12 protein-coding genes and 1 pseudogene are annotated in these 14,393 nt (G+C 44.5%); 7 read left to right on the forward strand and 6 right to left on the reverse strand.

Annotated elements, in window-relative coordinates:
- Positions 1-493: 493 nt before the first annotated feature.
- Positions 494-1,294, forward strand: coding sequence for a 1-acyl-sn-glycerol-3-phosphate acyltransferase (locus tag JMY01_RS01485; protein ID WP_201573917.1), 801 nt, complete (start codon positions 494-496; stop codon positions 1,292-1,294).
- Positions 1,295-1,508: 214 nt separating this feature from the next.
- Here the strand turns inward: JMY01_RS01485 and JMY01_RS01490 are convergent.
- Positions 1,509-2,549: pseudogene (locus JMY01_RS01490) on the reverse strand (aldo/keto reductase).
- 49 nt (positions 2,550-2,598) lie between these two features.
- Positions 2,599-3,108 carry a peptidylprolyl isomerase gene (locus JMY01_RS01495; RefSeq protein WP_201573918.1) on the reverse strand — a complete coding sequence of 170 codons (510 nt, stop codon included), beginning with the start codon at positions 3,106-3,108 and terminating at the stop codon, positions 2,599-2,601.
- Positions 3,109-3,260: 152 nt separating this feature from the next.
- Between JMY01_RS01495 and JMY01_RS01500 the strand changes: the two genes are divergently transcribed.
- The 4 genes from JMY01_RS01500 to JMY01_RS01515 all read left to right on the forward strand — a co-directional run bounded on the left by JMY01_RS01500 (position 3,261) and on the right by JMY01_RS01515 (position 6,574).
- Entirely contained in the window at positions 3,261-3,920 is a 660-nt protein-coding gene (locus tag JMY01_RS01500) for a DUF1294 domain-containing protein (RefSeq protein WP_201573919.1), read from the forward strand.
- Between the two features lie 147 nt (positions 3,921-4,067).
- Complete coding sequence (locus tag JMY01_RS01505; RefSeq protein ID WP_201573920.1) at positions 4,068-4,322, forward strand: hypothetical protein; 255 nt, start codon at positions 4,068-4,070, stop codon at positions 4,320-4,322.
- 195 nt (positions 4,323-4,517) lie between these two features.
- A complete protein-coding gene (locus JMY01_RS01510; RefSeq protein WP_201573921.1) occupies positions 4,518-5,942 on the forward strand; it encodes a dihydrolipoyl dehydrogenase in 1,425 nt (474 codons plus the stop codon).
- 152 nt (positions 5,943-6,094) lie between these two features.
- Positions 6,095-6,574: a hemerythrin domain-containing protein gene (locus JMY01_RS01515; protein ID WP_201573922.1), complete on the forward strand. Its 480-nt coding sequence runs from the start codon at positions 6,095-6,097 to the stop codon at positions 6,572-6,574.
- 98 nt (positions 6,575-6,672) lie between these two features.
- Here JMY01_RS01515 and JMY01_RS01520 read toward each other — a convergent pair whose 3' ends face one another.
- The gene (locus tag JMY01_RS01520; RefSeq protein ID WP_201573923.1) at positions 6,673-7,284 is read right to left on the reverse strand and encodes an O-acetyl-ADP-ribose deacetylase; all 612 of its coding nucleotides are present in this window, start codon (positions 7,282-7,284) and stop codon (positions 6,673-6,675) included.
- A 188-nt stretch (positions 7,285-7,472) separates the two neighbouring features.
- On the opposite strand from JMY01_RS01520, the gene JMY01_RS01525 reads away from it, so the two are divergent.
- Complete coding sequence (locus tag JMY01_RS01525; protein ID WP_201573924.1) at positions 7,473-8,084, forward strand: glutathione S-transferase family protein; 612 nt, start codon at positions 7,473-7,475, stop codon at positions 8,082-8,084.
- Positions 8,085-8,237: 153 nt separating this feature from the next.
- Here the strand turns inward: JMY01_RS01525 and lspA are convergent, their stop codons facing one another.
- On the reverse strand, positions 8,238-8,873 hold the full coding sequence (gene lspA / locus JMY01_RS01530; protein ID WP_227677622.1) for a signal peptidase II: 636 nt from the start codon (positions 8,871-8,873) through the stop codon (positions 8,238-8,240).
- Positions 8,866-11,715, reverse strand: a complete 2,850-nt coding sequence (gene ileS, locus JMY01_RS01535) for an isoleucine--tRNA ligase (RefSeq protein WP_201573925.1) — start codon at positions 11,713-11,715, stop codon at positions 8,866-8,868. Before ileS ends, lspA begins: the two co-directional genes overlap by 8 nt.
- 765 nt (positions 11,716-12,480) lie before the next feature.
- Here ileS and ald point away from each other — a divergent pair.
- Entirely contained in the window at positions 12,481-13,596 is a 1,116-nt protein-coding gene (gene ald, locus JMY01_RS01540) for an alanine dehydrogenase (RefSeq protein WP_201573926.1), read from the forward strand.
- Positions 13,597-13,775: 179 nt separating this feature from the next.
- On the opposite strand, the gene JMY01_RS01545 is transcribed toward ald, so the two are convergent.
- Positions 13,776-14,345, reverse strand: a complete 570-nt coding sequence (locus JMY01_RS01545) for a protein disulfide oxidoreductase (protein WP_201573927.1) — start codon at positions 14,343-14,345, stop codon at positions 13,776-13,778.
- Positions 14,346-14,393: the final 48 nt, after the last annotated feature.

Genomic DNA, 14,393 nt, shown 5'->3' on the forward strand with positions numbered 1-14,393 from the left:
GGGCTGGTATCAAGTAACAAGTAAAAAGTAACAAGTGTACGCATCTGCAACGTTCGCTATGAAAAGTACTCCATTTAGATTCAGACAATTATCTGTGCTGCCGATGACTATTTAATGAAGCTTGACCCAAAAGCGTCACCCAAAAGGTAAAAAGCTGTGGTAGTAGCACCTTAGTAAACCAAAACTCAGTGAACAAATAGTCACTCAGCTGCCATAATTTTGTTATACTTGTCTCGTTTTTTGCTGCTAAAATAGCGGTTTTTAACGCTAAGCTGCAAGCAAGCTTTTTATAGTTACTTATATAATACCCCACTCTCAACTATTCTAAAATTATTGGTGTAGGCTGTGGCTTTAGCCCAGCATTTTGCTTCTTTAAAGTATCAAAGCTGGGCTAAAGCCACAGCCTACGATAGTTCATAATAAGTTGAGAGTCAGGTTATATTAAAGTTACTTATAAAGTTATCCAACAGTTATCTAATCGTGAGGGATACAGATGAGCCAATCTAAGTCAGGCTTTTCACTCAGAAAACAGTTAGGCCGTGGTAAGCAAATCGCTGGCATGGGTACCACCATTGCGGGCGGACTACGCACAGCTCAACGTATTGGCGCCTTCCGTGAGCCACCACGCGAGACACTGCCACGTTATATTCAGACCTTTTGTCGCAAGATGGCAGGCTCATTTGGCGTTAAAATCGTGCAAGTTGAACCTGTGCCGCAGCATCATGGTCTCTGGGTCTCCAATCACGTCTCATGGATGGATATACCTATCGTGGGTTCAGTAAGCCCAGCCTTTTTCTTATCGAAGGCAGAGATAGGTGATTGGCCAGTATTTGGTAAGCTTGCTCACGCAGCAGGGACTGTGTTTATCAAGCGTGGCTCTGGTGACGTAGGTTCAGTAGCGACACAAATTGCCAGTTTTTTGAATGAAGGATTTTCGGTAGTGTTTTTCCCTGAAGCGACTACCACTGATGGCAAAAAGGTCAAACGTATCCATGGTACGCTACTGCAAGCTGCTATTGATGCTGGCGTGCCTGTACAGCCAATGGTCTTGGCTTATGTCAATAAAGATGGCACGCTCAGTGAGGATCTGCCGTATTATGGCAAGCTGACGATGAAAGAGAGTATAAAAAAGGTACTCGATAGTAAAGATGTGACCGCTTATGTACTGCCACTTGAGCCGTTAGATCCTAACGGATTTAGTAAGAGTGAAATGACCAATATGCTGCAAAAGCGTATGCAAGAAGGTCTGGCAGAGCTACATAGCCGTGTATTAAGTACGCCGCCTGAAGCTTAAAGCTTTAGACGCATCGTAAAGATATAGTCGGAGCACTTTTAAACCGCTACGGTGTTACCAGCCCTAGATGTACTTAATGTACTATCTGCGGTTGGTCGCCTTGTAGCGATTTTAAAATTCCTTGACTATAGATGGTCACGACAACTGAGAAAAGGCGCAAATCGTTATGATTTGCGCCTTTTTTTATAAATATAAAAGCTTATTTAGTATCAATCTAAGGCGATGGGTTGGGCTGGCGTGTGTGCACCGCTTCGATGGCGTCTAACACATCAGTGCTCAAGGTCAGATGCACACTGTCGATATTAGACTTTAACTGCTCAAGCGTGGTCGCGCCAATGATATTACTGGTGACAAACGAGCGCGAGTTGACAAAGGCCAAGGCCATTTGCGCCATATCCAAACCAGCGTCATCGGCGATTTTTGCATATTGTTCAGTGGCTGATTTTGCTTGCTCATTGATATAACGCTGAAAGTAATCGTACTTGGTTAAGCGTGCACCAGCTGGGCGTTTGCCCCCAAGATACTTGCCAGACAACACCCCAAACCCTAGCGGCGAGTAGGCCAGTAGACCCACGTTTTCGCGATGGGCTATCTCTGCCATCCCCACTTCATATAAGCGGTTTAGTAGGCTATACGGATTTTGTACCGTAATCGGCGCTTTTAAACCATTTTTCTCCGCTTCCCAAAGGTAGCGCATTAGTCCCCAAGCGGTATCATTAGAGAGTCCATAAGCGCGAATACGGCCTTTTTTGATCTCATCGTTAAGTGCTTGAATGGTTTCCAAAAATGACGTTAAGTCCTCTAAAGGCTGCGCTGCCATGTCTTCGTTATAGCCACGCTGACTAAAAAAATTGGTTTGACGCTCAGGCCAATGCAGCTGATAAAGATCAATATAATCGGTTTGTAGCCGCTAAAGATTGTCATCAAGGGCAGCGCTGATATGCTTGGCGTTATAACGCGTTTGTCCGTCACGCAAAAAGCTTGCTGGTGATATTTTGCTGGCAAGGATGACTTTATCGCGCTGCTGCGTCTTTTTAAACCAACTGCCGATGTAACGCTCGGTGTCGCCTTGCTTGTCTTCATCTACAGGTGAAGGATACATCTCGGCCGTATCCCAAAAGTTAACGCCCTCACTGAGCGCCATATCCATTTGGGCGTGGGCTTGGTCTTCGGTGTTTTGCTGTGCCCAAGTCATGGTGCCCAAACAGATTTTGGAGACTTTTTCATTCAGTTGCGGCAGCGATTGATATTGCATATGAGTATCCTTTCTGATGTTGGTTTAGTACTTGCAGCGTTTTTAAAAACTACATGAGTTGCACGCCGGTGACACCTGGTGGTGTGACTTGAAAAATTTGTACTTTGAATAATACTGACTGTCCAGCCAGTGGATGATTAAAATCTACCTCGATTTCATCTTCAGTGATGGCACTAACTGTCCCTGGTAGAGTGTTTTTACCTTTGTCTTCAAACTCGATCAACATGCCGATTTCAGGCTTATCAGCGGCCAGGGCAAACTGAGCATGGCTGAAGTGTTGTACGTTTTCGGGGTTCCAGTCACCAAAGGCTTGTTCAGGATCTAGGTGAGCGGAGCGAGTGTCGCCAGCACGTAGGTTCATCAGCACCTGCTCAAAACCAGGCAATAAGCTCTCGTCGCCAATGGTTAAAGTAACGGGTGTATCACGGCTAAATGTTGAGTCAATGACGGTGCCGTTTTCTAGCGATACTTCAAAATGCAGCTTAACAAGGCTGCCATAAGCGATGCGTGTGTCTTCATTGGGATTGATAAATTGGGGTGAGTTTTTAGGTTGGGTCATAATTAATAGCCATTTTTAATAAGGTAGAGATGGGTTGTTAAATTGATAAACGTTAAGAAATGATAAGCTAAATGCGCAAGTATGTAAGCGTCAATAGTGTAACGCAAATAGGGTAAGATATCAGCCGTATCTAAAGAGGAACTGGAGGCGAAATGGCAAACAGACAACAAGGCCAAATTAAAAAATGGCAAGACGATAAAGGCTTTGGTTTTATTGAAACTGAAGCTGGCGAGTCAGTATTCTTTCATGTCAGCGAGTTTAAAGCGCAGCGCCGTCCTGAGGTGGGCGAGCAAGTGGTTTTTATTATCAGGCAAGACAGCCAAGGGCGTATGCAAGCCAAACAGGTACAAGAGCTGGCCTTTGTACAGCAAAAAATGACACAAAAAAACCAGCAAATCCGTCAGCGTAATCACAAACGCAGTGCGCAAGCGGACTTTGAAGCAGGACAGAGAAAACGTTTGTTTATGGGCGTGGGCTTTTATGGCGTCTTAATCTTATTAGCGGCGACAGATAAACTGAGCTGGCTAGTGATAGGTTGGTATATAGCATTAGGAGTCATCACCTATGCGATGTATGCCAAAGACAAAGCCGCTGCACAGAGCAATGACTGGCGTACGCCTGAATCAACGCTGCATTTGCTCAGTGCGCTTGGTGGCTGGGTTGGCGCAATGGTCGCGCAGACTTATCTGCGTCATAAGTCACAAAAGCCTGAATTTCGCATGGCGTATTATTTGACCGTGGTGATTAATATGGCGGGATTGTTGTTCGTTATGATGGGGGAGGATTTGAAATTTTTGGCAGGGTTATTGTAGATTGAAGGGGTCAAGGGTGTCCCAGAATCTGTGTAACTGCCGTTTAGCTTAAATGCTTATTGATACGTTCAGCGCTTTACATTTGCAGGTTTGTTTGAGTTTAAATATATGTTAACAATTATTGTGGGTCATCTGTTAGGGGTTATTATGCCTCTATTTATTTTTAAAAATATAAAGATAACACCATCTGGTTTTGGTGGAGAGGCAATAGTGTATTTAGCATTAATTGTGCTACTACTGTTTGTTGAATATCAGCTAGTCAGAAGCATTAAATATGGAAGGGTTTATTTTCGTGGTCATATTGATGAGTCTGAAGGTTTCAACTTCAAGAGCTGTCAGTTTGCCTACGCAGTGCAGGGTGGGTTTTTTATCGCCATTTTACTGCAAGGTTTATTTTCATAAAGATAAAAGTAATCTCCAAATTGACTGTCACTATTTAAGAGAGTGCGTGAGACGCTAGTATAATTTGCTCTGTATACAATATACGTTACAATATTATGTTTGTAAGTATGATATCTTTAGTGATGTGTTTATAAATATAAATAATGCTAACGATGCTTTTGTTGGTATCTAGAGCTGTTCGTAAAGTGACTGGAGATGAATATGGCCAAATTGATGAATGTGGATGTGGCGATTATCGGTGCTGGCACAGGCGGGATGTATGCGTTAAGAGAGATACGCCGTCGCAATAAAAGCTTTGTGTTGATTGATAGTGGCCCGCTTGGGACAACCTGTGCACGAGTGGGCTGTATGCCCTCGAAAGTGGCGCTACACATCGCTGAGTTTTGGCACTCGCAAAAAGAGTTTCCCCGCTACGGGATAAGCGGTGCAGAGCATTTACGTCTGGATGGTGCTGCGGCTTGGCAAGCGCTACGCGAGCAGCGTGACCAGTTTGCCAATAGTGCAGCTGGGAATGCTAAGAAAGGCGCTGGTGAGCATCTCATGATGGGACGGGCGCGTTTTTTAGAGCCAACCTTATTAGAAGCTGAGCAAACATCAGGCACGCAGCAAGTCAGAGCTAAGGCAGTAATTATTGCCAATGGCTCGCGTCCTGTGATGCCAGCGTTTCTAAAGCCATTTAGCGAACATTGTATCACTACCGATGAGTTTTTTGAGATGGAAAATTTGCCCAAATCCATTGGTATCTTAGGTTTGGGTGCGATTGGGTTAGAGATGGGTTTGGCGCTGGCTCGTTTAGGTGTCGAAGTGCATGGCGCGGATATGGCGCATACCGTCGCTGGCATCAGTGACCCTGAGGTAAGCGAGGTTGCTTTGGCTGAATTTGCCAAAGAGATACACTTGTATTTGGGCGCTCCAGCAGAACTGGCTAGTGCTGAGCAAGGTGTACTGCTCAAAGCAGGAGATAAGCAGGTTCAGGTAGACAAAGTTTTGGTGGCTTTAGGTCGTCGACCCAATACTGATCAGCTGAATTTAGCTGAAGCTGGGTTTGAGCTGGATGAGCGTGGACAGCCGCTGTTTGATGTCAATACCCTGCAAGTAGGCTCGCATCCTGTCTTTATCGTGGGAGACGTGAATGGCTATCGTCCACTCATGCACGAAGCTGCGGATGAAGGTGCTATGGCTGGTTATAACGCGGTACAGCCTGAGCCAGTGGCTTTTAAACGTAAAACCCCACTGGCGATTGCCTTTACCAATCCAGACGTGATTAGTGTTGGTAAGCGCTTTGACGAGTTGAATGAGAGTGAGGTTTTGATTGGCACAGCGTCGAGTCAAGCCAATGGTCGCAGCCGAGTGTTGACTGATCGAGAAGGCGTCTTGCGACTCTACGCTGATAAAAACAGCGGAAAACTATTGGGCGCCAGCATGATAGGCGTGCGCGGCGAGCATGTGGCGCAGCTATTAGCCTTGGCAATTGAGCGTGGGGAGACGGCGCACTCGTTACTGCAGCTGGCTTTTTATCATCCAGTCGTGGAGGAAATCATTCAAAGCGCGCTGCAAGATATCGCCAAGCACATCCCCGATGCGGCAGGATTGCCCTTTGGTTTGGCTTTGGCCGAATGATCAATGTTTAATCAATAGTTTTAACTAAATATAGCCCATTGCTAACTGAAAGTTGACAATGGGCTTTTTTAATATTGTTATGATGTTGGGGTGTTTGAAAAAATATTTGGAAAACTAAAAATCAAAACCTTAATAAATAAAGGAAATAAATGATGAGTAATGACACCGATGTTGACTTAAAAAAAGATATTTTTGATGCCTTAATTGAAAAGCACGAAGTACAACGTGCGCTATGCGATAAGCTCGAAAAAACAGAAGATGAAGCCCAGCGTAAAGCCGTGTATGAAGACCTTAAACTAGAGCTACAGGCGCATGCCGCTGCTGAAGAACGTCATCTCTATGTGCCGGTCATGCAGCATGATGAAGGTCTGGATTTGTCGCGTCACGCCATCACTGAGCATCATGAAATGGATGAGATGATGGAGACTTTAGATGATGGCCGTATTGGACAAGAAAAGTGGAATAAGACTTGTGCAGATTTGATTCATAAGGTACGTCATCATTTAGAAGAAGAGGAAAATGAGTTTTTTAAACAAGCCAAAAAGATCTTGGATACGGATTTGCAGCAGCGTCTTGGTGCTTTGTACCAAGTTGAGCATGCTGAGTTTGAGCAAACCCATGCAGATGATTAATTGCTAAATGTTTTGATAAATTGCAAAGTTAGCGCACAAAAATAGCCACTGTAGATAGTGGCTATTTTTTTATTTTGCACAATATCATAAAGTTTACGTTATTTTGACTCTAATATTTGTTTATAAATAGCGGCATCGGTCGCTGAAAAACAGCAAAAGATTATTTCACGGATTGAAAAATCAGCTGCCTTTTCTAAGCAGCTTTGTACATATGCCTCAACCGTATCAATCGCAATCTTAGTCGCTTGCTCTAGCGGATAGCCATAGACACCCGTACTAATCGCAGGAAAGGCAATGCTGGTCACATCATTTTCAACCGCTAAATCAAGTGAGTTTCGATAGCAACTCGCTAATAACACTGCCTCATTATGATTGCCACCATGCCAAACAGGGCCTACGGTATGAATCACATACTGAGAGGGCAACTTAAACGCCGGACTGATCTTGGCATCGCCTGTCGCGCAGCCGTTCAAGTTGCGACAATACTCAAGTAATTCAGGCCCCGCCGCTCGATGAATCGCACCATCGACACCGCCACCACCAAGCAAGCTTGAATTGGCGGCGTTCACAATTGCGTCAGCGTTTAACGTGGTGATATCCGCCTGTAATACTGACAAAGTAACAGTATCAGAATCAGCGCGCTCACTGCTAGGATTTTTAGAAGCAGAAATTTTCTTTTGAAAAATAGGTTTTGTTTGAGTGTTTGACATAGCGGTGTCCTTTTTTACTTGTTTGATGTACGCTTTTTTAATATCTTAAATTATTTTCCATCGTTTACTTGTATATAGTCTGCCTATAATAAGTTGCAGGTTATAAGCACAGTTTCACAGCTTTATAAGCAAAAAAATAGAAAAACAGATAGCGAAATAAACTTTTAACCATAACAAGGCAAACTCTAATGATTACACTATACAAATATACCCAGCCAAGTCGAGCAGAAACTGTCATTTGGGCATTAAGCGAGCTTGGCTTAGATTATGAAGTCAAAGAAATAGACGCCAAAAAAGGTGAGCAAAGAAGCCCTGAGTTTTTGGCAATTAATCCCTTTGGTAAAATCCCAGCATTGACTCACAATGGTAAAGTTTTTACAGAATCTTTGGCCATTATCGAATATCTAAACGACTTGCATCCTGATAAACCACTTACACCTAATAAAGACGATGAGAATTATGCGGAGAAAAATTATAAACTGCGACAAGTCATCTCCTTTGGCATGATTGAAATGGAAAGTTATCTATGGATACTAACCAAAATTAAAGTCCTACAAAACTTTGAGAACTGGCCCGAAGGTACGGCTGAGAATTGCATGAAGTGTATTCAAAACGCGCTACCGATTGCGTGCAATTGGTTAGAGAGCCAAGAATATATCGCAGGGGACAGCTTTACGCTGGCAGATATTTATTATCATCATTTGTTTAATTGGCTAAAAATGTTAGGAGTTGAATTGCCTGAGCAGGTTGAGAGTTATCTTAAAAGGTTGTCTACGCGAGAGAGGTTTCCTAGGAAATGAAGATGATTGCTTGGTTGCTTAGGTAAGATAATAGCGTATAGCAGGATCAGCTCCAATACCTTAATTTATCAAACATAACAGGCAAAAGAAAAGGCGGGTTACGTATTCGTAAACCCACCTTTTGAATCTAAAAACTATCTACGATTATAATCGCTAAGCTTCACGCTTCTTTTCAAAAAACAGCATATCAATGACAATCATCGCCACACCAACGCTAATAGCAATATCAGCGATATTAAAAATTGGATAATGCCAAGCATCAGCATAATGCACATGGATGAAATCCACTACTTTGCCCAGCATGAGACGATCGATTAAGTTACCAATCGCACCGCCAAGCACCATGGCGAGACCGACAGAGAGTAGTTTGGCTTGGCGTGGAGCTTTGACAAGATAACCAATCAAAAATAGCGACATCACCAAGGCTAGCCCTGAGAAAAACCACTTCTGCCAACCGCCTGCATCAGCCAAAAAGCTAAAGGCTGCGCCATAGTTATAGGCGAGTGTCCAGTTTAAGAACGGCTCAATCACAGGCACAGGCTCATGAAAAGCCAGCTTGGTTTGCGCCAGCCACTTCGTCCATTGATCAACAATAATAATGACTAGTGACAGCAAGTACCACATAAAAGCACGGCTGCCATTGGCGATCATTTTTGGCGTTTTAACCAAGCGACCTTTAGGCGTCAGTGAGCTGCCACTGGTCACATGTGCAGGTTTGGGGCTGCTATTCATACCATCTGCACCAGCAATTGGCTGCTCATGCTTAGATGAGTCAGGTGGGTTAGGCATAGTGGCGCACCTCGCCTGTGCCGCTGACGTTGGTCACGCAGCGCGCGCAAAGTTCAGGGTGTGCGGCATCAACTCCAATGTCATCACGGATATGCCAGCAGCGCACGCACTTAGTACCAGTAGCAGCGCTAATGGCTACTTTTAAGTCGGCTGATTGTTCTGAGTCGTCCGATGTTTGGTTATTGCTATCAGCAGGGGCGGCGCTCATGAGTGCAAGCGTGGCTTTACTGGTAATCAAGACAAAACGCAGCTCCGCGCCAAGCTTAGCTAAGCTATCATACATCGCACCATCAGCATAGATAGTCGCATCAGCGGATAGGTTCGCATTAATCAATTTTTCGCCACGTGCGGTTTCGATATGTTTGTTCACCACATCTTTGGCGCGCATGATGTGCTGCCAGTCATCATTACTGATGGTGCTAAGCGCAAACGCTGGGAACTCGTACCATTCTTCAGTAAAGACATAGCCACCTTTATGATCATCATTACCATGCAGCACTTCCCACGCTTCTTGTGCGGTAAACGATAAGATCGGTGCAATCCAGCGAATGAGCGCTTGGGCAATATGATAAATGGCCGTTTGTGCAGAGCGACGTGGTTTGCCATCGGTTTGGGTGGTGTATTGACGGTCTTTGATAATGTCTAAATAGAAGCTGCCCAAGTCCTGTGAGCAAAACGCGGTGATGTGCTGGGTGACTTGGTGAAAGTCCATCGCATCATAAGCCGTGATGATTTGCGCTTGTACCGTTTGTGCGCGCTCGATGATGAACTTATCAAGGCTGACCAATTCGTTGATATCGACGCTGTTGCTAGCAGGGTCAAAGTCATCAGTATTGGCGAGCAAAAAGCGCAAGGTATTACGGATACGGCGATACATATCGATCGCGCCTTTAAATGCTGATTTGCCGGCGTTCATCTCATAGCGATAATCGCTAGAGGCGATCCATAAGCGCAGCATGTCCGCGCCTGTTTTATTGATTTCATCTTGCGGCGTAATGATGTTGCCAAGTGATTTACTCATCTTGCGACCATTCTCATCAACCACAAAGCCATGCGTCAGTACTTGCTTAAATGGTGGGCGCTCGTACATCGCTTCCGAAGTTAATAGCGAGGTTTGGAACCAACCGCGATGTTGGTCTGAGCCTTCCAAATACATATCAGCTGGATTGGTCAATTCATCGCGCTGCTCAAGCACAGCAAAATGCGTCGTTCCTGAATCAAACCAGACATCTAGCGTATCAGTAGCTTTATCATAATCAGCAGCCTCGCTACCTAAATAGTCTTCACAGCTGGCATCGAACCAAGCTTCAACCCCGCCTGCATCAATTTTTTGTGCAGCAGTTTCCATTAGCTCAAGCGTATTTGGATGCAGCTCACCCGTCTCTTTATGAATAAAGAAAGGAATTGGCACGCCCCAAGTACGCTGGCGTGAGATACACCAGTCAGGACGACCATTCATCATCGCTTCAATACGGTTTTGACCCCATGATGGCGTCCATGTCACGGATGGAATGTCAGCCAACGCACGCGCGCGTAAGCCTTTGGCTTCCATGCTGATAAACCATTGCGGTGTCGCACGGAAGATAATCGGCGACTTATGACGCCAGCAATGCGGATAGCTGTGCTCAATCTTGGTGTGACTGATCAAATGACCATTCTCATGCAAGGTAGCGATGATTTTTGGATTGGCTTTATAGATATGCTCACCGGCAAATACCGCTGCGCTGTCTAGATAGACGCCAGTACCGCCAACAGGGTTTTCAACGGGTAAATCATACTTCAAGGCAACGATGTAATCGTCGAGACCATGACCAGGAGCGGTATGTACAAGACCAGTACCACTATCGGTGGTCACGTGCTCGCCTAAGATAAGTGGCACTTGGCGATCGCTAATGAGTGGATGCTGAGCTCGCAAACCTTCAAGCTCGCGCCCTGATACCGTGGCCAATACACCGTTATTGTCCAGTTTTAGTTCGGTTAAGGCGGTCTCAACGAGGTCAGTTGCGAATAGCAAGTTGCCTTTTGCAGTCGCGACCACGCTATAGTCATGCTCAGGATGCACTGAGATGGCTTGGTTGGCAGGCAGTGTCCACGGCGTTGTCGTCCAAATCACTGCCCCGATTTTGCCTTCGAGGTTGGCTAGTGCTGCGACTTTGTCGGTATCGAGCACATCAAAGCTAACGTAGATAGCATCTGAGACTTTGTCTTGATATTCCACTTCGGCTTCAGCCAGTGCCGAGGTACAGTCTAGGCACCAGTTGACAGGTTTCATGCCGCGAGTCACGTGACCATTGTCATAGATTTTCGCCAGTGCGCGGACGATATTGGCTTCCTGCGCAAAGTTCATGGTGAGATAAGGGTTGTCCCAATCACCGAAGATACCGAGGCGTTTAAAGTCGGCTTTTTGCAGCTCAATTTGAGTGCTGGCATATTCACGGCAGAGACCGCGGAACTCGGTCGCAGAGACTTTTTGTCCGACTTTTCCGACTTTGGCTTCTACCTTTTGCTCGATAGGCAGACCATGACAGTCCCAACCAGGTACATAAGGCGCATCAAAGCCCGACAAGGTTTTTGACTTGACGATAATGTCTTTAATGACTTTGTTTACGGCATGGCCTAAGTGAATCTGCCCATTGGCGTATGGAGGGCCATCGTGCAATATATATTTAGGGGCACCCTCGCGCGCTTGACGAATCTTGCCATAGATCTCATCCGCTTCCCATGCAGCGAGCCAATCCGGCTCACGTTTGGCCAAGTTAGCACGCATTGGAAATACGGTATCGGCAAGGTTCAAGGTGTCTTTATAGTCTTGGCTAGGAGTGTCTGTCGCTTTATCAGTCATAGAAGGTTTCTTATTTAATGATTAAGTTTAATGTTTAAGAAAATAGTAGGCGATGATAGCTGTGTTGGTCGTTTAATAACTGCTTAATGGTCACTTAAGAAGTATGTTTATAGTAAGTTGTCACAAGACGAATGCAATAATATAGAAAACGTCTATAAAAATGAGTAGCTGAAAGATGTGCTTAGAACGTCAGCCATTATATGACAAAACGAGTAGGGTAAAAAGGGCTAGACAGTTTGCTGTTAATTCTCGTAACTTTTTCTCGTAATATTAGGGTCTGTTGAACATTCGACCGTTGCACTGACAGAGACTATTTTTTAGGCGATTCTAGATTAAAAAATATTTAGTTTAGTCATTCTAAGCGGATATTTTTAATGACGAAGCGGCAAAAAATAGTCCTGTCCCTGTTTTTGTAGTGAGGGCTGATGCTAAAATCGGTCTATTCGTTGCGACTGTTTAAATAAAATCAGCTAACCAAGGCATCTGCATTACCTGCAATTTTCACTTAGACTAGACCGATTTTAGCTATCAGCAGTGCCTGCTTGTGAATGTTCAACAGACCCTATAATGACCTTGGTGCCTGTGCTACTGTAAAAGGATTAGGGCGTGTATAAAACTGGCTGTTAGTTTACTATAAATCATCGATGATAAAGCATTACTCTTATTTATCTTGTTAATAACCGATAGCAACCATTGATAATACTGACCATTAATGAACACCACCAAACACTAATGAACATCAATAATTAAAATTAAGGGGCAATTATGAAAATAGGTATTCCAAGAGAAACGAAAAACAATGAAGATCGAGTTGGCTTGACCCCAAGTGGGGTTAGTGTGCTGGTCGATGAAGGACACAAGGTGCTCGTCGAAACCAAGGCTGGTATAGGCTCACAGTTTACGGACGATGATTACAAAGAGGCAGGCGCAACCATCGTTAATAGCGCTGCTGAAGCATGGGATGCAGAGCTGGTGGTTAAAGTAAAAGAGCCGCAAGAGGATGAGTATCAATATCTAACTGAGGATTTAATTTTATTCACTTATTTGCATTTGGCCAATGAGCCTGAGCTTGCTAAAGTGCTCATCGACAATAAAGTCACGGCAATCGGTTATGAAACAGTGCAATTGAACGATAAGTCTCTGCCACTGCTGACGCCGATGAGTGAGATTGCAGGGCGCATGAGTACCCAAATTGGCGCGCAGTACTTACAATCCTTTTATGGCGGTAAAGGCATATTGCTCGGCGGTGTGCCAGGAGTCCAAAAAGGCAGAGTTACCATTATCGGTGGCGGTGTATCAGGTACCGAAGCGGCTAAGATTGCGATTGGTTTACGTGCTGACGTGACGATTTTAGATCTCGATCCTAAACGCTTAAAACAACTGTCTGAGATGTTTGGCAACAATGTGCAGACCTTGGTATCGAACAAAGTCAATATTGCTAAGAGTGTCAAAGCAAGTGATCTTGTGATCGGTGCGGTATTGATTCCAGGTGCTGCAACGCCGAAACTGGTCACCGAGGAGATGATTAAGTCCATGGATGACGGTGGCGTAGTCATTGATATTGCTATCGATCAGGGTGGTCTATTTGAGACCACAGATCGTATTACCACCCACGCTGATCCTATCTATATCAAGCATGGCGTCACTCATTATGCCGTTGCCAATATCCCAGGCGCAGTGCCGCGCACCTCAACGATGGCATTGTCTAACGTCACCTTGTCATATATACAAGCACTGGCTAAAAAAGGCTATAAGCAGGCTTGCCTTGATGACTCAGCACTGGCAAAAGGTGTCAACACCACTCAGGGCTATATGACTTATGAAGCAGTAGCCGAGGCGTTAGATTATGAGTATAAGGTACTGGATGAGTTGATTGCTTAAGACTGTCTCATTAAAAAGTATTTTTTAAAAACTAGATTGTTAATTCCAGATTGTTAATCTTAGGTGTTAAACTCAGTTACTGATTTCTTTATAGCTACAAAGATGAAAGCTCGTATCCTACTTGTTGTGACGAATCAACGAGTGGGATACGAGCTTTTTTAATCTCTTCAGAAATTAAATTACCAGATTGAACTGAGCCACAAACGTAACTTCAATGACCAAAGCGGCTGAATACCTGTCAGTCCTTGGGTCATCTCACCATCTTTTAATACCACATACGATGGCGTGACTTGTCCTTGCCAATCGGCGAATATTTCACCTTCTTGGTCATTGACAGTGGTAAAGCGGAAATTGTTTTCTTTGAGATAGCTATCTAGCTCTTGGTCAGAGCCTGATTTAATCGCAATAGTGACCACGGGATAGTTATTTGCTGTAGCAAGTTTGTCGATAGTCGGCGAGGTCACGCTACAAATCGGACACCAAGTACCCCAAAAATAAACCAGCGTCGGCTGCTCAGCACTCATGCTAGCCAAGTCAATGGTCTGGCCTTGATAATCAGTCAGTTGTAGCTGTGGGTTGGCTGGCATGACGGGTTGCCGCCACCAGTTAATCACGCTATATACCACCAAAAAAACCATGCCATACAATAATACGGTCTTTAATACAGATAGGGCTTTTTGTTTTGGGGTTTTCTTTACAGAACTTTTGGCTTTCCTGTCTGTTTTACTGGAATTAGCATCAATCGTCATAGTATTTACTTTGATTTTAAGAAAAATTTAGATATCAGGTGGATAAAA

It is taken from the genome of Psychrobacter sp. H8-1 (assembly GCF_904846575.1).
In the GTDB taxonomy this organism is placed as follows: Bacteria; Pseudomonadota; Gammaproteobacteria; order Pseudomonadales; family Moraxellaceae; genus Psychrobacter; species Psychrobacter fulvigenes.

Coding starts and splice junctions, on each gene's coding strand:
- JMY01_RS01520 (WP_201573923.1), bottom strand. CDS start 7,284: ATGTCAAACACTCAAACAAAACCTATTTTTCAAAAGAAAATTTCTGCT.
- JMY01_RS01510 (WP_201573921.1), top strand. CDS start 4,518: ATGAATATGGCCAAATTGATGAATGTGGATGTGGCGATTATCGGTGCT.
- JMY01_RS01495 (WP_201573918.1), bottom strand. CDS start 3,108: ATGACCCAACCTAAAAACTCACCCCAATTTATCAATCCCAATGAAGAC.
- ald (WP_201573926.1), top strand. CDS start 12,481: ATGAAAATAGGTATTCCAAGAGAAACGAAAAACAATGAAGATCGAGTT.
- JMY01_RS01545 (WP_201573927.1), bottom strand. CDS start 14,345: ATGACGATTGATGCTAATTCCAGTAAAACAGACAGGAAAGCCAAAAGT.
- JMY01_RS01515 (WP_201573922.1), top strand. CDS start 6,095: ATGAGTAATGACACCGATGTTGACTTAAAAAAAGATATTTTTGATGCC.
- JMY01_RS01505 (WP_201573920.1), top strand. CDS start 4,068: ATGCCTCTATTTATTTTTAAAAATATAAAGATAACACCATCTGGTTTT.
- lspA (WP_227677622.1), bottom strand. CDS start 8,873: ATGCCTAACCCACCTGACTCATCTAAGCATGAGCAGCCAATTGCTGGT.
- ileS (WP_201573925.1), bottom strand. CDS start 11,715: ATGACTGATAAAGCGACAGACACTCCTAGCCAAGACTATAAAGACACC.
- JMY01_RS01485 (WP_201573917.1), top strand. CDS start 494: ATGAGCCAATCTAAGTCAGGCTTTTCACTCAGAAAACAGTTAGGCCGT.
- JMY01_RS01525 (WP_201573924.1), top strand. CDS start 7,473: ATGATTACACTATACAAATATACCCAGCCAAGTCGAGCAGAAACTGTC.
- JMY01_RS01500 (WP_201573919.1), top strand. CDS start 3,261: ATGGCAAACAGACAACAAGGCCAAATTAAAAAATGGCAAGACGATAAA.